Source organism: Bacteroidota bacterium (assembly GCA_016183775.1).
Classification (GTDB): Bacteria; Bacteroidota; Bacteroidia; order JABDFU01; family JABDFU01; genus JABDFU01.
On sequence record JACPDY010000074.1, the window covers coordinates 35,480 to 54,370 of the forward strand.

The window sequence follows — 18,891 nt, forward strand, 5'->3', positions numbered from 1 at the left end:
TTAAATTGTTTCTGCATTAATCTTATCATATTGAGCATGTGTACCTATAAACCGTATCCATGCCCATCCATATTTATAATTAAACTTTACTATTAACCTGTATTCATTTCCCTTTATATTAAAAACAACCCTGTTATCTGCTATAATACTTGCCGAAGGATAGTCTGCTTTGATTTCCTTTGGTGATTTCCAATTATCTGAAACAGCTTTTTTATACCATGTTTTTAATTGCGTTTCACAGTCCTCATGCTTTTCATAGAAAGCCCTTAATGTTCTGAATGCAACAATATTCATTTACAAGGTAAATATACAAAAGAAAGTTCGCATTATGCGAACCAACATTGAAAATATTTAATTTACTCATTTTATAACTCTTTCATCAACACCCCATAAAGGTTCACCATACTTTCAATATCTTTTTTATGCACCTTTTCATCCGGGGAATGCACATGATCCTCGGGTGCGCCTACAAAGCACCAGTCAATAGGGTAGGGTGAACGCTGAACTGAATTTCCATCGCTGCCTCCGCTGGCTTCCACTTCAAGCTGGTATGCAAGTTTGTGTTTTTTTGCAATGGAAATAATTTTGTTCACATAACTTCTGCGCGGCAGTCCTGAATCACGTAAAGAAATCGCGACACCTTTTCCATGCTGTACACCTTCTGTAACCCAGGTAATATCACTGATCAGCGTTTGCTGAACTTTATATTTTTTATAAATGAATTTTGTGAGGTATTCAACGCTTCCTCCGCCATGTTCCTCCCAGCAGGAGAACACGATGATTCCGTCCTTCAATGTTTCAGCAACTTTTAATGCATTCCATACGCCGAGCCGGTTGTCCATATAACAGCATTGTACAAAATCTTTTGTTTCCCTGAAATCCGGTTTGAAAGTTAACATAGTTCCGCGGTCTATATCGCGCTTAAATGCGTATGAAAGACTTTTATCGTTGTGAACTTTCAAGGTACATTCAATTCTTCCCTGGCTATCCGCCCCAACCAGTTTGTAACCGTTTTTGGTTTGTGGGCCACCAATTTTTATTAATTGTTTATTATATCGTACGGTAAAACCAATGGAATCCATATGGGCAAAAATGGCGGTTCGGGGTTTTCCAAATACCAATACAATACAATCCTGGAAAGCCTTTCCATGAAATATTTTTGGTTTAAAGGCCCATTTTGACTTGTTTTTTTCAATATAGTTGAGTAAAAAATCTTTCATGGCCACTTCATTTCCGGAAGGAGCCTCGATCTGGCACATTTTCTTAAGTAATTCCATGTTAATAATTTGTTGAAAAGTTTGATTTTAAGCCAAAATAGCCATACATTTGTTGCGTTGTAAAAATAATAACTATTTTATGCAACATTTTAAAATTAGCTGCGTTAAAGTTAATTAAACAAGTTTTGTTTCACCCGTTTTCTTTAAACAAAGGAAACCTAAAAAAGGAAAGCCATAAGATAAAACTGCTACTTTTTAGTTAGTGTTAACTAAGTTAAAAAGGAGGTACCTATGCGTACGCAGCAGCAACTTATGGACGACCAGAAACTCGTAAGCCTTTATATACAAGGTAACGAAACAGCCCTCGAAACACTTATTCTTCGTCACAAGAGACGTTTATTCTCTTACATCATGACCATTGCCAATGATCGTGACCTGGCTGAAGATGTATTCCAGGAAACTTTTTTCAAAGTAATTAATACACTTCGTAAGGGTCAATATAACGAAGAAGGTAAATTTTTGCCCTGGGTGGAGCGTATTGCGCATAACCTGTTAATTGATCATTTCCGGAAGGATAACCGTATGTCCACTGTCAGCGGAGGATCGAATGAGGATGGTGAGGAATTTGACATTTTTGACCTGATCAGTAATGGTGAGTTGAATGCTGAACAGGAAATATCAAAACGTCAGTTAAATAAGGATATCCGTAAAATGGTAGTCAAACTACCTGAGGATCAGCGGGAAGTACTTATGATGCGTCATTATTACGATATGAGTTTTAAAGAAATTGCCGATAGTACGAACGTGAGTATAAATACCGCGCTTGGCCGCATGCGGTATGCCCTCATCAACCTTCGTAAAATGATCGAAGAGCATGGTTTGGTAATGTCGGCCTGATTTTTTAGAGGAACACAATATGTAAAAATTTGTTGCGTTATATAGTTGTAATAATCAAAACCTACAACTGAATGCACAAAACCATTACTCTAAAAAACGTAGTTAAATTAAACATTAAAAGTTCGGAACCAATTCATGAGGCATTTGCCGGCAGAGAGTATGAGCCATCAGCCATGGTTATTAATAACATACTTAATTACTCAAAGGTGCTGAGTGTACATAAAACAAATTTGTTAGGTGCAGTTGATATGGTATTGAACTGAAGATTTTATTTAACTTACAGGAACGCCTCCGATTAAATCGGGGGCGTTTGTGTTGAGAGCCTGTTTAAGTTTCACTCTCTAAATTATACCCATATTGATTGGACCCAAATAAAATCAATATTAAGCTAACCTGTTTTTCAGGTTAAAGATCACTTCAATAATTCTTTCAACTTTTTAAAGGCTTCCTGATTCTCGGGCAGGTCAATTGATCCGAGTACCTGACGTTTTTCTTTGTTGGTAAGGTGCCAACTTAAAGAAATATTCTCTTTTTGGTTACGTTTCATTTCAAAATTGATAATATCCACTTTTTGATCGAACCACAGGCTGGCGTATTGTAGCAATTGATCCTGGTTGAAATCCTGAATGTTAAACAGGTTGCTGTATAATAAGCCTAATGGCAACAGAACATTCTGAAGAATATTCCGGGTAGGATTCTCATCGATCGGCCATTCTTTCTTTTTGTCACGGATTTGTATAATTATAACTCCGCTTGTATTGCTGGTTATCCAGTTCCGTAAAGCATACATGTACTTAAGGGATATTTCAAGTCCGAAGTTGTCCCGCATACCCGCGTCAAGAACTTCAATGCGGGGTTCACTGGGTAGTGATACGATCGGGGAAATATAGGGGAATGTAGCGCTCATGCGTAGCACACTGGTGAAGTGTACGTTCTGTGCGCCTTGCTTTTCAAAGAGGCGGCCAAAATCCATCGCATCATAAATAGGTTGAATGTCCAGGTTCTTGGTATATGAATTTTGTGTTAGATAGGAGATCGGTTGTGCCGATATAAGCATCTTCCGTCCGTCATTCGCAACGGTCGGTGAAAAGATCATCATCGGTATAATAGCTTCCGATTCTGCCTGCTTATAGTCATGTAGTCTTTTATCAAGTATACCATTTGTGTTCTGGTTAAGCCTCCATTCAAAAGCGTAGGCACGGTCCTTATTGTATTTATAGTATCCCTTTTCAACTTTTTGAAGCGGAAAAAAGAAATCATTTACGGCAAGACTGAAAGCAATGGGGTTGAGGATATCTTTTCCCATATTGTTTTTATATTCGGGAAGATACATGTTGTCTATTTTTCCAGACTGCTGCTGCCAGTATAATTCCCGCAGGTAAGCGGCGCCGATCATTCCGCCGGAAGAACCTGTAATGAGTTGTGTATGCTTCAACAATTCTCCGCCTGATATACTGTCGGCATATTGCAGTGAATAAAATGTCCACAGCGAAGCCCTTAATCCGCCGCCGGTAGTGTTTACAAGAACAAGTTTAGGTTTGGCCGACTTCTCACTGATATTTTTTAACCGCCAGCGATTCAGTATCTCAACAGCGTATTTAATATCGATCTGGTCACAAACACTGTCGCAGGACATTTTGTTGAGCGCTTCATTTGTAAAGGGCGCTTTTTCAATTCCATAATTCAATCCATACGCTTTATTATAATTGCTGAAAACATCGAGTTTGTAAAGCGAATTGACGATCAGAAAAATAGCTATAAGAAGTAAACTTGCCCAGCCTCGTATCCACACATAAAGCGCGCTGCTTAGCATAAGGAACATCGTGAACAAAAGAAAGATACTTGCCCCGGCGGGTATTATGAAAAAGGGAACATTTTGAAAAAAACTTAAAACGAACAATGTAATAGCGGCCAATAAAACGAAGATAAAGGCGTTGCGATGATTTTGTTTGAATACATTACGGAGCATTTCCTTCTTGTAGTGCCGCACAGGGCGTACCAGCTTATTTACAAAGGGCATGGTCCAATAAGTTTCCACATACCAGTCGCGCGATTCCTTGATAAGGTTCAGATTTTTCCATTCTATTCTTTGCCTGTTAGGACGCAGTGTTTCTTTGGCAGTATCCTGACCGCGGACGCCGAACATTTTGTAGATGTCTTTGTTGATCGTGAAGAAATAAGAGGTAGAAAGGATTATAAAGGTAACAATGCCGGCGATGAGTCCCGCAATGAGGATGATGATCTGGAAAGTACTGTACACCTGCTCACTTAGCTGGAACCTGAAAATATTGTAAATATATGTGGCAATAAATAAAGCAGGAATAACAGAATTGTTCGTACAGTATTTAAAGAACGGATTATATAAAGTAGCTATGAATGGAAACCTATAGCCATTCATGATATAACTCGAAATGTTGAAAGCCATAATAAAACCACCACAGGCAAAACCAACAATAAAATAGGATAGAAAATTTATTCTGTCAAAGTATTCAGGACTGAGGAAAAGGTAAGGTACACCATACCGTGGAGCGACGTGTTCGGTTACAAAACCAAACATGATGGCCCAAAAGATCATTAAAGTCAGGTTCTTCTTGATGTGAACCATTAACAGTTGAATGGAGAAAGAGAATATAAATCTCCTTAACCAGTCGTACTTGAGCAATATTCTGTTCATCCAGATCATCTTTTTCCTGCTTTCGTTATACGTGAAAAGCCCTTAAAAGGTTGTATTTACAAGCTACTTGAGCTTATCGGATACAATTTTTAAAATTACTTCTTCCAATTGCCGGGCCTTTGTCTGTAATTCTTCACCTTTTTTTAGTATATCATCGGCAAAAGACTTGTCCTGCAAGCCCTGTGCGTTCACCCGAACATTCAGGTAGGCACCCATCACTGCGCTGCGTGCGCAAAGGGCTCCGACGCCGGCATCTGTGACCGAATTAGGATTGCCCGTTTCCGCCATCGCTTTAATGATATCCATTGATCGCAATGTTACCTGCATCACTTTAAACGGTATTTCAGTGGCGTATTTAGTAGCTTCCTGTATGGCCGCGGTGCGCGCCTTTTTTTCCTCATCGTTTGTTTTAGGCAAACCAAAGGCTGTCATTATTTTATTGAAAGCATTGGTGTCTTCGTCAACAAGGTTCACTAATTCCGATTTAATATGCTGGCCTTTTTCGGCCCATTGGGAAAACTCTTCCCAACGCTCGTCCCAACCCGGTTTGTGTGAAGATAGGTTGGCCACCATTGTTCCTAAAGCTGCTCCCAGCGCGCCCATATAGGCCGATATTGATCCGCCGCCAGGTGCGGGACTTTCACTCGCCGTTTCGTCGGCAAAACCGGTGAGCGACATATTTATTAACCGGCTTTTTGATGCGTCCTTCAGTAAATATTCAATGATACGTTCTTCGGGTTTGAAAGGTCCGAGTTCATCAAGTCCCAATGATTTAATAGCAATTTTGATCAGCTCTTTTTCTGAAACACCCGTTGAACGTTTTTGTTTTTTCAGAAAATAAATTCCGGCGTCAAGCAAAGACTGAAGGGGTATTAACCCTACCAATTCGGAACCCGTAACACGCACACCCCGTTCGGCAGCCTTTTTAGAGACCTCGTCAAACGCGATGTGTACAGGTGTTATATTGATGTTTGTTAAATTCATTGAAATCTGCGCGACACCATACTCCTCAATGTACCAGCCAATAGCCTTCACGCTTTTTAAAGTGCCGGGGATGTAAACAGGGTTACCTTTAGCATCGTTCACCACTTTTCCGGTAACCGGGTTTCCTTCACGCTTTACGCGTCCTGTTTCACGTACATCAAAGGCTATGGCGTTAGCTCTGCGTACAGAAGTTGTATTCAGGTTAATGTTGTAGGCCACAAGAAAATCACGCGCGCCAATGACCGTGGCACCGGTTCCCGCAGGAAACTCAGCCGGACCGAAATCAGGTTTCCATTCCGGCAGTTTTATTTTTTTGAAAAAGCCTTCATATTCACCGGCACGTATTACCGAAAGATTTTTGCGTGCAGGATTGCTTTGAGCGGACTCGTATAAGTAAACAGGTATGTTTAATTCCTTGCCGACACGGGCTCCAAGCTTTTTAGCATACTCCGCCGTTTCCTCCATACTTATTCCCGATATGGGTATCAGCGGACAAACATCAGTGGCTCCCATGCGCGGGTGTTCGCCCTTATGTTTACTCATGTCGATCATTTCAGCGGCTTTTTTAATGGCATTGAAAGCCGCTTCACAAACGGCTTCAGGTGAACCTACAAAAGTCACAACAGTGCGGTTGGTGGCTTTGCCGGGATCCACATTCAAAAGACGTATGCCGTCTGTTCTTTCGATCACGTCTGTGATCTGTTTGATAACTTGCATGTCGCGTCCTTCACTGAAGTTGGGAACGCATTCGATCAGTTGGTTGTTTACAGAGCTCATTGCTTTATAATAGTTCCGTTAATAATTACTGTTTCAATTAAATTACTTCCGAAAGAGTAGGGTAAAAAAGAATAACCCGGAATTTCTGTAGTGATGAATATATTCGCCTTTTTGCCGATAGCGATACTCCCATGTGTCGCGCTTATGTCCATCGCGTAAGCTGTATTTAGTGTTGCCGCGTTAATGGCCTCTTCCGGAGTCATTTTGTATTGGATGCAGCTCAAAGCTACCATTAAATTCATATTTCCGCTTGGGCTGCTGCCCGGGTTGTAATCGCTGGCAATTGCTACGGGCAATCCGGCATCTATCATTTTACGCACGGGCGGATAGGGAAGCTGTAAAAAAAACTGGGCGCCGGGCAATAGAGTGGGCATGGTCTTCGAATTTTTAAGCAGGTTGATTTCTTTTTCACCTGCATATTCCAAATGATCAACACTTATGGCTTTGCAATGTACCCCCGCTTCAACACCGCCTGAGTTGCTGAGTTGCTCGGCGTGAACTTTTGGTTTTAAACCATGTTTCAGACCGGCTTCTAAAATTTTTATTGATTCGTCCTTTGTGAAATAGTTATTCTCACAAAATACATCGCAGTATTCTGCTAATTTCTCTTCAGCGATTGCCGGAAGCATTTTATCAATGATCAGGCTGATGTATTTGTCTTTATCTCCTTTATATTCTGCTGGTACAGCGTGCGCGCCCAGGAAGGTTGCCTTGATAGTGAGCGGTGACAGCTCTTTCAGTCTTTTTATCACGCGAAGCATTTTTAATTCGCTTTCAAGGCTCAGTCCGTAACCGCTTTTAATTTCAACCGCGCAAGTACCCTGTTTCATGATCTCATCGAGACGAATTAACGCGCTTTGGATAAGTTCTTCCTCTGAAGCATTTCTTAATCGTTGCGCCGAATTTAAAATACCGCCACCCCTTTGTGCAATTTGTTCGTAACTAAGGCCATTCAAACGATCAACAAACTCGCCTTCGCGGCTGCCGGCATAAACAATGTGGGTATGCGAATCGCACCAGCCGGGGAGAACCAATTTATCGCTAGCATCGATCACAGTAAGGTTTGTCCAGTCCGATATACCCGGGAAATCTTCCATTGTACCATGATCAGCGATCAAACCATCGTCAATAGCCAGCCAGGCATTATTAATACAAGGAAGGTTTGTCATTTCCGCGCCACAAACCCTGGAACGGTCATTTGCATCAACCTGAACCAGTGTTTTTATATTCTTAATGAGAATGCGCATAAGCCGGATAGAAGACGATAAAGATAAGCATTAAAGGAAGAAGGTTCTATTCTTTGTGGTTGATTAGCTGAGACTTGGAAAACTTTGTCCTTCTTCATTTGGAAAGCCCCGCGTGCATTCCTTATTTTTCCATTCTGTAATAATGAATATCATCAGAGATGCGATCAAAGAAAGCGGTAGCATTGATGGACCAGAACATTCCGTCGTTTGAAAGCGCTTGCCATCTGGATGGCTTAATATTAATAAACGAATACCCTGTTTAATCTTCAAAATCCGTACTTTTGTTTGCATGGCAGGTAATACTTTCGGAATACTTTTTAAGTTGACCACTTTTGGTGAATCGCATGGCGAAGCTTTGGGTGGAATTATTGATGGCTGTCCTTCGGGATTGGCCCTTGATCTTGATTTTATTCAGCACGAACTGGACAGGAGAAGGCCAGGCCAATCTCATATTGTTACCCAGCGCAAAGAAGGCGATAAGGTGGAGTTCCTTTCAGGTAATTTTGAGGGTAAAACCACCGGTACACCAATAGGTTTTATCATCCGGAATGAAAATCAGCGTTCTAAAGATTATGACCATAATGTGGATTCCTATCGTCCATCGCATGCCGACTATACTTATGATGTAAAATACGGGATTCGTGATCATAGAGGCGGAGGACGCTCCTCGGCCCGCGAAACGGTGAGCAGGGTAGTGGCAGGCGCCATCGCGAAATTAATTTTAAAGCAATACGGGATCGCCATAAACGCTTACACTTCGCAGGTAGGCGAAATAAAGCTGATGAAGGATTACCGTAAACTCGATCTGACAAAAACGGACAGCAATATTGTGCGTTGTCCCGATGCGCTGATCGCAGAGACAATGATCAATCGTATTGAACAGGTGCGCAAGGATGGCGATACCATTGGAGGCGTTATTTCATGCGTAGCTACCGGAGTTCCACCCGGACTGGGTGAACCTGTTTTCGATAAGCTGCATGCCGATCTTGGCAAAGCCATGTTAAGTATAAACGCGGTAAAAGGTTTTGAATACGGTTCGGGTTTTGATGGTGTAACTATGAAAGGCTCTGAGCACAACGATCAGTTTGTCGTTTCAAATAAAGAAGTACATACGAAAACAAATCATTCCGGCGGCATACAAGGCGGGATAAGCAATGGCGAGGATATTTATTTCCGTGTCGCTTTTAAACCTGTTGCCACCATTATGAAAAAGCAAACTACCATCAATTCAAAGAAAGAAGAAGTTGAAATGGCAGGCAAGGGTCGCCACGATCCTTGTGTATTGCCCCGCGCGGTACCTATTGTTGAGGCGATGGCGGCTTTGGTATTGGTCGATCATATTTTAAGAAATAAAACGACAAATTTTTAATTACATATTAAGTCATTTTAAAATAAAGGTAGTGCGGTTGCTTACAGGCAAAGCTTCCCACATATTTCGACGGAGTTCAACATGACCCGGCACACAAAAAAACTATAAAATAAATAATCATGAAAAAAGTTCTCAAGTGGACTGGTATCGTCCTTTTAATTTTAATAGTACTGATCATTTCAGCTCCGTTTATTTTTAAGGATAAGATCATCGCGAAGGTGAAAGAGGAGGCCAACAAAAGTCTCAATGCCAAAGTTGATTTCGGTAAGTTCGACCTTACACTCATCAGCAGTTTCCCGAAATTCACATTGTCGATCAATGATGTAAGTATCGCGAATGTCGGGTTGTTTGAAGGTGATACCTTGTTCAGCACAAAAAATCTGACTGTGTCGCTCGACCTGATGAGTGTTATTAAAGGTGAGCAATACAGCATCCGATCAATTGTATTTGATCATCCCCGCATTAACGCACAGGTATTAAAGGATGGTAAGGCGAACTGGGATATAACTAAAGCTGACAGCGCCGCGAAACCGGAAGCAGCTTCTGAACCCGCAAAGTTTAAAATGAAACTAAGCAAGTTTGAAATTAAGGAGGGTTATCTCGTTTATAACGATGCCTCCATGAATTTTAATACTACAATTAAAGGGCTCAATCATACGTTGAGCGGAGATTTTACACAAGACCTGTTTGATCTTCAAACACTCACTTCTATGGAGCAGTTTACCACCACGTATGAAGGAGTTACCTATTTAAACAAAGTGAAAACAAATTTGAAAGCTGATTTGGCTGCCGATATGCCGAATTTTAAGTTCACATTTAAGCAGAACGAAATTGCCCTGAATGAATTATCATTTGGTGTTGACGGTTATTTCGCCATGCCCAAAGACGACATGGACATGGATATTAAATTCAAAGCCAATCAGAGTGAATTCAAAAGTTTTTTGTCGCTCATCCCCGCTGTTTATTCAAAAGATTTCGCCACAGTTAAAACCTCAGGAAAACTTGCATTCGATGGTTTTGTAAAAGGTATTTACAATGATAAGCTAATGCCGGCTTTCGGTGTTCATGTAATGATCAACGATGCTATGTTCCAGTACCCATCATTACCTAAAGCGGTAAAAGATATTACGGTTGATATTAAAGTAGACAACAAAGACGGCAAACCCGACAACACCATTATCGACATACATAAATTCCATGTGGAGATGGCCGGAAACCCTGTTGATGTGAAGATGCATGTTACCACGCCTGTTTCGGATGCTAATATTGATGGATCGATAATTGGTCGTGTTAACCTGGCCAGCCTGAAAGATGTTGTGCCGATGGATAAAGGTGATGAATTGAATGGAAACATCACAGCCGACCTGAAACTGAAAGGCCGTGTTTCAAAACTTGAACAGGGAAAATATGAAGAGTTTGATGCCAAAGGCCAGCTTATTGTGATGGATGTAAATTACAAGAGTGAAAAAGATAATTACGATGTATTGTTGAAATCAATGACACTCAACTTCTCACCAAAGTTTGTTGAATTGGCCGGCTTTGACGCGAAGATGGGCAAGAGTGATATTAAGGCCGATGGCCGCATTGATAACCTTCTGCAATATGTATTTAAAGAACAATTGTTAACGGGTACATTTAACATGAAATCGAGCCTGATGGACCTGAACCAGTTCATGACCGGTTCAACCGAGGGGCAAACACCAACTCCGGCGGATACCGCTTCAATGTCGGTTATACCGGTTCCGGCCAATATTGATTTTACTTTAACTACCAGTATCGGCAAATTGCTTTATACCAACCTCGAGTTATCCGACATTGAGGGAAAAGTGGTTATCAAAGATTCAAGGATCGATCTGCAAAATCTGAAAATGAATACTACAACCATTGAGGGATCAATGGCACTCAGCGGTTATTACGATACAAAGGATGTGAACAAACCCAACATTAATTTTAAGATCGACGCGAAAGATCTGAATGTAGAGAAAACCTTCAAAACATTTAATACCGTTCAAAAGCTGGCACCTGTTGGTAAATATGCCAATGGTAAATTCTCCACCCAGCTTGATTTTATTGCCGCCCTCGATAAAAAAATGATGCCGGTAATGAACACACTTACAGGCGGAGGCAAATTGCAAACCAAAGCTGTTAAAGTGGAAGGCTTCGGGCCGATGAATAAACTGGCCGATGCCCTGAAGATGGAAAAATTTAAAAAGGCCGATTTCAGTGATCTCGATCTGAGTTTCCGTTTTGAGGATGGCCGTGTAAAAGTTGATCCCTTTGATTTTAAACTGGGTGATGTAAAAGGAAAGATAGGAGGGTCGAACGGGTTCGACCAGACTATTGATTATATCTGGGATCTGCAAATGCCGCGTTCGGCTTTAGGTTCACAGGCTAATAGCGTAATAAGCGGTTTGGTTTCGCAGGCCAACAGCAAAGGAGCTGACTTAAGTGTGGGCGACAACATCAGTCTGAAAGCCTTGTTTGGCGGCACTGTAATGAACCCTACTGTTAAAACCAGCTTGAAGGATGCCGCAGGCAATGTAAAGGAAGATCTGAAAGCCAAAGTCACAGAAGAAATTGACAAGAAAAAGAAAGAGCTGGAAGACAAAGCCAAAGCCGAAGCCGACCGTTTGAAAAAGGAAGCCGAAGATAAAGCCAAAGCCGAAGCCGACCGTCTGAAAAAGGAAGCGGAAGATGCCGCAAACAAGGCTGCCGATGAGGCGAAAAAAAAGGCCGCTGATGAAGCGAAGAAAAAGTTGAAGGGTTTGTTTGGGAAGTAGAGGGGTGACCATTTCTCCTTCATGCTTATGATTTAAACACGTTTACGAAACAGTAATGAGTAAAAATTGGTTTATGAATCAGATTAATGCAGATACTTCTATCTGATAATTAATTTTTGCTTATAAATAGAATTATCCGATGTCGCAGATATAATATACACTCCCGGAGAAAGCGTATTTGAAGGATCGATAGCCGTGACCTGTCCGCTGTTATTGTTGTCCACTACAATAACTTTGGATAAGACCTGTCTTCCCATTGCGTCATTCACTACCACCAGAATGGGGTGGCCATCCTCAATAACTCCTGCTAAATTCAGATAAACGCTTGTGTTTGGATAAACTGGGTTAGGGAACAAGCTAAAATAAAACGTGTCTTTAAAATTTACGGCAACCGATACCGAATATTGATATGCACCATCATAATCAGTTTGTTTTAATCTGTAATATTGAATGCCAATAACTGGTTCCATATCAAATTTTTCATAGTTCAGTATTTGTGATGAATTTCCGGCACCTTTAGTTGTTCCGATAATTTTCCAGTCGATGCCATCTATTGATCTTTCAATTGTAAAATAGTCGTTGTTTGTTTCCGTTGAGGTTGTCCAGTTTAATTGTGTATACCTGTTATCAACAGCTTTGGCTGTAAAGTTGATCAGTTCTACCGGCAAAGGATTGTCGCTTGCATCACCTGATTCATCTGTAGCTAAAGTAAACGGACTGAACGAAGTCACAGTACTACTTGTTTGCAGGGTTCCTGCGGTTGTATTGCCGCTCACGTTAAGTGCACCCAGGTTTATCCACTTTGTTCCATCCCATTTTGCTACTCTTAGTAAAGACAGCGTTGCAACTCCACCGCTTCGCGGTGAATCCCAATAAAGCTTTGGGGTGATATTTGAAGCGCCGTTTGTCCGGTCCAATATCCAATATTCAGCACTGCTTACGTGATTTATTGTAACTTCTTTAAGCGTTCTGGTATAAGGAACATTAGGACTTTTATTGAAGTATTGAGCTGTAAAATGATCAGTAGTAAGAGATGGCATGGAAATTTCGATTGGTCCATATTTGGTAGTAGTAATGTAATCTCCTGTAGGGTATACAAATATATCATCACCTATCTTTCTCACCTTACCATCAACGAATGAATTGTCACTGGCCCCGCTTGTTGTGGCATCATCATTAAATATTGTAAGTTTTGTTGTTGGGTTGGCGGTAACTACACCATCTGTAAACGTGCCTGAGTGAGTAATGACCATATCCGATGCTATTGTAACAGAACCATTTGCTACAGTTGGCGTAACTGTATTATTAAAAGTAATATCATAATAGGTTTCGGTTCCTGCACCTGCTGCACCCGCGCTCATAGTTTGAAGGGCCGATCCATTATATGTGACCATGCCGAGCCGCTCGGTAAAGCTACCAAGGTCGGTCCAGTTACCCGCCAGCGTAATTGAATAATTAAAAGCAGTTACATCCATTACATTACTCGGATCGATCAATAAATTTCCACGTATTACAGTATTTGCATTTAATACTTTGGTTGCAGCTGCTGCCGGAGAATTGCTACATGTTAAATGAGAATAACTGGCGGTACCTGCACCAAAGAGGCCTTGTATGGTTTGGTTCAAGCCGGCATTATAAACGACCGTTGAAGGATGAGTGAAGTCGACCAATGCGGCAGTGTAATTTACAGGAAACAAAGTAGCAGTACCCGCAGAACCCAGCGTAAACTGGCTATTGGCTTCCATTATGGTAGCATTCGGACCGGCAGCATCGTAACTGATCTGGAAACCAGCGTCATAAAAGTTTACATAAGATGCCATATATATGGAAGTATTGACAGTAACAATTTCAGTAAGTGTTTTCGTTCTTAAAGTTGTTCCTGAAACAGTTACTCCGGGTAAAAATCTAACGAGGTAGAGGTTTCCGTAATCGGGTACACCCGAAACTGTTTGATTGGCTTCTGCACCAAAGTAAACGGTACTTGTCGGATCGAGAGAAATATTTGCTACAACATAACTGGTTGGAAACAGTGTTGCCGATGAACCACTTCCAAGGAACAGCCTCGATCCGGAGGACATAATAAACGTGTTGGCCGCATTGCCCGTGATCTGATATCCTCCATCATAATGGAACCCCGACGTATTTAAATAATTATGAGTAATAGTGATGGTCGTATTATCAAGCACCCAACTGCTTTGTGTAGTGCCGTTTGCCCTGAGTATGATAAGGTCATAGAAAGATGATTGTGTGTCGATGTTTTGATCCAGTGGATTTTGTGCCGCGGCACCGTCGAAAACTACTTTTCCTGTACCACATAAAAAGTTGGTTTTAACATTAAAGTCACCCTCAAGGTTTATAGTTGTCGCATTTGCATGAACAGTTCCGTTAAGCATTATAAAATCTGCGTAATATCCGTATCCTGCCTGGCAATTAATGTTTGTATTATCAGCAAGCGTCCAATCTCCTGAGGAATTATCAAAAACCATAGGGCCGTAGAACTGTTGTGTATTACTTGTTATTGTTTTAGCGGTGCCGGCATTAAAATAGAATACACCCTCGTAATTATTTGTCATGTTTGCCACTAAAGTAACATTACCCGAAACAAAGAATGTTCTTCTGAATGAACTGGAAATACCATTATCAAAAAAACTTCCGGCAGTAGCTCCGGTGCAATTAAGATCGTTTATATAAGTATATACCTGATCAATGTCACAGGTTTTGTTAGTTACAGATGTAAATGAATTCACGTCAAATAATGCGTTATCCTGGGGACTTGGAACGCATTGGTTTGTGCCCGTATAACTGCCAGAAACTAACGACCAGTTATCCGGATTTGACCAGTTATTATTATTTCCGGTGGAGTAGGTTCCTGTTTTGGTGTTGCCTGCAGTTCCTCCAACCCAATAATACGATACCGCTCCAGGCGAGGCATTAAATGTTATTCCGGTATTATTACCCTGATTTATACCGGAATTAACTGTAAAGTTTGCACTTGTAATATTCAGGTCCTTACACTGTACATAGTTTATACTTGGTGCATTTGTGAAAGCTATCTTAGCAGCAGTTCCCGGCGTGTAACTGCGAATTATGCTCCATCCGTTACAACTGCCAACATAAGTAAGTCTTCCAATGGTATGTGTGCTGGTTCCGCTCGCGCCAAACTGGATTGTGCTTTTGGTGTTCATAATAAATTCATTGATACTGCTTGTTCCTGCAGTGGTAGCCGGTAAAATCGAAACAAAAGAGTTGGTTCCGGCAACAAGGCTGTCAAGAGCAAGGGTGCATGCCTGTTCATTACCTATTGTTAAGGTCGAACCCGTTCCTGTTGTTATAGTTCCGGAGCATGTAACTGTATTCGCAGTTGCAGTTGTTGCGAAAGTGGCAATGGTATTAGCCGAGGTAATTATGTTACCGGAAAATGTAGCTGTTTTGTAAAGCGTAAAAGTGTAATTATCTTTTAATCCATACGTAATACCGGTTGCATTATTAATATATATATTTCCCAGAATTCGTATCTCATCCATTGCCCTTGTAACAACACTACCCGATGGAAGCCCGAATACAGGCTCGGGGCCAAGACCTACTGTAAAACTACTCATCAACCGGACTTTTGAATAAAAGATTGAAGTTTTACCCCCAGGTGATTTGTATGATGTAGGTGTGGCAGCAGTTGCTGATCTGCTTTGTATAAATGATCCGGTTACTTCAGCATAATCACCGTAGATCTGAAAGTCGCCCACCTTTACAGTTCCAGTAAACTGCATAATATCGGCTGCGCCCCATGTTGTACCATTTGCTCCGGAAATGGAAACAAATCTGCTGGACGTAATATTTCCGAATGTTTTTTGATTCGTATTAACACTGGAATTATCAATATATAAAAATGCCGCGGTATCCAAAGGTGAAACATCCTGAGTTGTTATATCCCGGAATGTGATACGTTCAGATGTGGTTGCAACAGAACCGGACGTAATTTGAATCCTTCCTGTGCAATAAAAAACATTTATGTTTGGTATTGTTTTAGCTTTCGATCCGACCTCCATAGTGATCGTCGCTGCCCCCGCATAATTAAGATAGATCTGACTGGCAGCCGTGGATGATAGCGTAAAGTTTGCTGTGTTTCCCCTAAAGTCGCAGGCTGTTCCCGATCCGGATATATCTACCCTTGATGCGCCCAAGTCAAGTGTGCGGACATTATCAACTATATTACAATTTAGTACTCTGCAGCTAACAGGTTTACCATTTGTGTTTAATGTACCGTTCTGTAGACCAATTTGCCCGTAAGTGGGATTGGTTGCGTATAAAAAATCCTGTACTGTATAAGTTCCTCCCGCTGAGTTGAACGTTACATTTCCGTTAAAGGTTTGTCCGGCAGTAGTTAGTGTGAGTAAGCCAGTGCCATTAAAGGTAACATTACCTGCAAAAGTTAATGACGCTGTTGCCCATGTCCATGAACCTGAACATGTAAATGAATAGGTGTTGGAGCCTGCTACAGTCGGATTATTAAGTACACCCGTTAAATTCAGATTTTTGCAGGTGGCATTTACATTAATTGTAACGGTTTGGCCTGCAGAGCTGAAAGAATTCGCATCAAAATACACGTTATCTAAAGCTGAAGGTGGTGAATAATAAGCGCCTCCCGCTCCTCCTGATGTACTGGCCCAATGATTCATGTCATTCCAGTTTCCTCCATTGCCTACCCAATAATAATTCACCCCGCTACCATCACGCAGACCCAATTTAAATGTGCCTCTGTATCCAAGTCCCACATAATTATCCACGGAGATATAATATGTTGCGCCAGGAGTGAGTCCGGTATAGCTGGCCACCTGAAGTCCATATTGCTGGCCGACATAAGGAGAACATGCCAATTGAGTAAGTGATGAATTCCATAATGTTACCCAGTCGAATTGCATGGATCCTGCGGTTCCACCGGTTAATACCCCAACTTCCATGAATGTTGTTGCTGTAGCAGTGAATTTGAACCACCTGTTGTAATTTGGTCCGTTTGCGGCACATGTGCCTGCAGACCTGTCTGGTGTTGCTGCTATTGTTGTGTATGCAGCATTGGCTGAAGCGGTGTTGATCAGGGAACTTACATCAATAGCACCTTCTTTATAATTATAATCAACCACATCGTTCAGACACAACTTAAAAGTACCCCTGTATCCAAGTCCTGCATAGTTATCCACAGAAATATAATATGTAGCTCCGGGGGTAAGTCCAAGATAACTAATCTCCTGGGTTCCGTATTGTTGACCATTGTATGCAGCACACGCTACCTGGGTAAGAGACGAATTCCATAGTGTCAGCCAGTCGAATTGCATGGAGCCGTATGAGCCTCCGGTTTTAACCTGTATGCTTATGAAAGTTGATGCTGTAGCTGTGAATTTAAACCACCTGTTGTAATTGGGGCCGTTAGCAGCACAAGTGCCTGCTGCCTGATCTGCGGTTGCTCCTATTGTTGAATAAGCTGCATCGGCCGAGCATCCGTTGATCAAAGCGGTTACATCAATTGCGGCAACTTTATAATCATAGTCAACAGCATCATTCAGGCACAATTTAAACGTGCCGCGATAACCAAATCCAGCATAGTTGTCCACCGAAACATAATATGTTGCACCGGGAGTAAGCCCAAGGTAACTTGCTTCATGTGTTCCATATTGCTGGCCTATATATGGCGAACATGCAATTTGTGTGAGAGAAGAATTCCACAATGTAACCCATCCGAATTGCATTGATCCTGCGGACCCTCCGGTTATAGCCTGTACCCTTATAAATGTTGAGGCTGTGGCAGTGAATTTAAACCACCTGTTGTAATTAGGCCCATTTGGAGAACAGCTGCCTGTTGTTTGATCTGCAGTCGCACCTATGGTTGTATACGCGGCATCCGCCGAACATCCATTGATCAATGATGTCACGTCAACCGCGGCGACTTTATAGTCGTAGTCAACGGCATCACTAAGGCACATTTTAAATGTTCCCCTGTAACCAAGTCCTACATAATTTTCTACTGAGATATAATAGATGGATCCGGGAGTAAGTCCAAGATAGCTGGCCTGATGAGTTCCGTATTGCTGGCCAATGTAAGGTGAGCATGATAGTTGATTAAGTGAAGCATCCCACAATGTAACCCATCCGTATTGCATTGAGCCGGCACTTCCTCCCGTTATAGCCTGGATCTTCATGAATGTTGTGGACGTAGCAGTAAATTTGAACCACCTGTTGTAATTCGGGCCGTTTGGGGCGCAACTTCCGGCCGACCTATCCCCAGATGCTCCATAGGTTGTATATGCCGCATCGGACGAACATCCGTTGATAATAGAGGTTAGATCAGTTGCTCCTTCTTTAAAGTTATAATCAATAACATCGCTCAGGCATAACTTGAATGTTCCTCTGTAGCCGGCCCCGACATAATTATCCGCCGAAATATAATACGTTGCTCCCGGTGTAAGCCCGAGGTAGCTTGCGTGTTGAGTTCCATATTGCTGGCCGTTGTAACCGGAGCATGAAAGTTGGTTAAGCGACCCATCCCATAATGTTACCCAATCGTATTGTAATGATCCCAGTGCTCCTCCTGTCTGAAGTTGAATGCCTATATATGTTGTTGCTGTAGCTGTGAACTTGAACCAAACATTATAATTCGGCCCGTTTGCAGCGCAAGTGCCTGCTGCCTGGTCGGCTGTTGCATTAACAGTGGTGTAGGCAGCATTAGCTGAACATCCGTTAATAATCGAAGTTATATCAGTTGCGTTTGCAAAATTATCATTTGCCGGTTGAGCGAATGATAAGGTTGGTATAATAAAAGCAAATAAGACAGGCGTTGTATTTTTAAACAAGGTTCTTAAAATAAAATTTTTAACGAATCGGATATTTAAAAACATATTTTTTAGTATTCAATTTTTCAGTGTTAATGGTATTGTATTGAACATACATTAGGAACTAT

General features: G+C 41.6%; 11 protein-coding genes. 4 read left to right on the top strand and 7 right to left on the bottom strand.

The window, feature by feature from the left end; genetic code table 11:
* Both HYU69_09190 and HYU69_09195 read right to left on the bottom strand, forming a co-directional pair.
* A complete protein-coding gene (locus HYU69_09190) occupies positions 1–294 on the bottom strand; it encodes a type II toxin-antitoxin system HigB family toxin (protein ID MBI2270514.1) in 294 nt (97 codons plus the stop codon).
* A gap of 71 nt (positions 295–365) precedes the next feature.
* On the bottom strand, positions 366–1,277 hold the full coding sequence (locus HYU69_09195; GenBank protein MBI2270515.1) for a M20/M25/M40 family metallo-hydrolase: 912 nt from the start codon (positions 1,275–1,277) through the stop codon (positions 366–368).
* Positions 1,278–1,508: 231 nt separating this feature from the next.
* On the opposite strand from HYU69_09195, the gene HYU69_09200 reads away from it, so the two are divergent.
* Both HYU69_09200 and HYU69_09205 read left to right on the top strand, forming a co-directional pair.
* On the top strand, positions 1,509–2,114 hold the full coding sequence (locus HYU69_09200) for a sigma-70 family RNA polymerase sigma factor (protein MBI2270516.1): 606 nt from the start codon (positions 1,509–1,511) through the stop codon (positions 2,112–2,114).
* A gap of 71 nt (positions 2,115–2,185) precedes the next feature.
* Positions 2,186–2,377, top strand: a complete 192-nt coding sequence (locus tag HYU69_09205) for a hypothetical protein (protein MBI2270517.1) — start codon at positions 2,186–2,188, stop codon at positions 2,375–2,377.
* A gap of 149 nt (positions 2,378–2,526) precedes the next feature.
* Here HYU69_09205 and HYU69_09210 read toward each other — a convergent pair whose 3' ends face one another.
* The 4 genes from HYU69_09210 to HYU69_09225 all read right to left on the bottom strand — a co-directional run bounded on the left by HYU69_09210 (position 2,527) and on the right by HYU69_09225 (position 8,087).
* Positions 2,527–4,788, bottom strand: a complete 2,262-nt coding sequence (locus HYU69_09210) for a hypothetical protein (GenBank protein ID MBI2270518.1) — start codon at positions 4,786–4,788, stop codon at positions 2,527–2,529.
* 63 nt (positions 4,789–4,851) lie between these two features.
* Positions 4,852–6,549 (bottom strand): glutamate formimidoyltransferase, encoded by a 1,698-nt coding sequence (gene ftcD, locus HYU69_09215; protein MBI2270519.1) that lies wholly within the window; start codon positions 6,547–6,549, stop codon positions 4,852–4,854.
* Positions 6,546–7,796 carry an imidazolonepropionase gene (locus tag HYU69_09220; GenBank protein MBI2270520.1) on the bottom strand — a complete coding sequence of 417 codons (1,251 nt, stop codon included), beginning with the start codon at positions 7,794–7,796 and terminating at the stop codon, positions 6,546–6,548. Before HYU69_09220 ends, ftcD begins: the two co-directional genes overlap by 4 nt.
* Positions 7,797–7,859: 63 nt before the next feature.
* Positions 7,860–8,087, bottom strand: a complete 228-nt coding sequence (locus tag HYU69_09225) for a hypothetical protein (protein ID MBI2270521.1) — start codon at positions 8,085–8,087, stop codon at positions 7,860–7,862.
* On the opposite strand from HYU69_09225, the gene aroC reads away from it, so the two are divergent.
* Both aroC and HYU69_09235 read left to right on the top strand, forming a co-directional pair.
* Positions 8,086–9,165: a chorismate synthase gene (aroC, locus tag HYU69_09230; protein ID MBI2270522.1), complete on the top strand. Its 1,080-nt coding sequence runs from the start codon at positions 8,086–8,088 to the stop codon at positions 9,163–9,165. The genes HYU69_09225 and aroC overlap by 2 nt on opposite strands.
* 119 nt (positions 9,166–9,284) lie before the next feature.
* Positions 9,285–11,945 carry an AsmA family protein gene (locus HYU69_09235; protein MBI2270523.1) on the top strand — a complete coding sequence of 887 codons (2,661 nt, stop codon included), beginning with the start codon at positions 9,285–9,287 and terminating at the stop codon, positions 11,943–11,945.
* 98 nt (positions 11,946–12,043) lie between these two features.
* On the opposite strand, the gene HYU69_09240 is transcribed toward HYU69_09235, so the two are convergent.
* Positions 12,044–18,784 carry a T9SS type A sorting domain-containing protein gene (locus HYU69_09240; protein ID MBI2270524.1) on the bottom strand — a complete coding sequence of 2,247 codons (6,741 nt, stop codon included), beginning with the start codon at positions 18,782–18,784 and terminating at the stop codon, positions 12,044–12,046.
* Between the last annotated feature and the right edge of the window lie 107 nt (positions 18,785–18,891).

Excerpts from the sequence above, each read along its gene's own strand:
- HYU69_09220 (MBI2270520.1), bottom strand. The coding sequence starts at position 7,796 with ATGCGCATTCTCATTAAGAATATAAAAACACTGGTTCAGGTTGATGCA.
- HYU69_09225 (MBI2270521.1), bottom strand. The coding sequence starts at position 8,087 with ATGCAAACAAAAGTACGGATTTTGAAGATTAAACAGGGTATTCGTTTA.
- HYU69_09200 (MBI2270516.1), top strand. The coding sequence starts at position 1,509 with ATGCGTACGCAGCAGCAACTTATGGACGACCAGAAACTCGTAAGCCTT.
- HYU69_09195 (MBI2270515.1), bottom strand. The coding sequence starts at position 1,277 with ATGGAATTACTTAAGAAAATGTGCCAGATCGAGGCTCCTTCCGGAAAT.
- ftcD (MBI2270519.1), bottom strand. The coding sequence starts at position 6,549 with ATGAGCTCTGTAAACAACCAACTGATCGAATGCGTTCCCAACTTCAGT.
- HYU69_09210 (MBI2270518.1), bottom strand. The coding sequence starts at position 4,788 with ATGAACAGAATATTGCTCAAGTACGACTGGTTAAGGAGATTTATATTC.
- HYU69_09205 (MBI2270517.1), top strand. The coding sequence starts at position 2,186 with ATGCACAAAACCATTACTCTAAAAAACGTAGTTAAATTAAACATTAAA.
- HYU69_09190 (MBI2270514.1), bottom strand. The coding sequence starts at position 294 with ATGAATATTGTTGCATTCAGAACATTAAGGGCTTTCTATGAAAAGCAT.
- HYU69_09235 (MBI2270523.1), top strand. The coding sequence starts at position 9,285 with ATGAAAAAAGTTCTCAAGTGGACTGGTATCGTCCTTTTAATTTTAATA.
- aroC (MBI2270522.1), top strand. The coding sequence starts at position 8,086 with ATGGCAGGTAATACTTTCGGAATACTTTTTAAGTTGACCACTTTTGGT.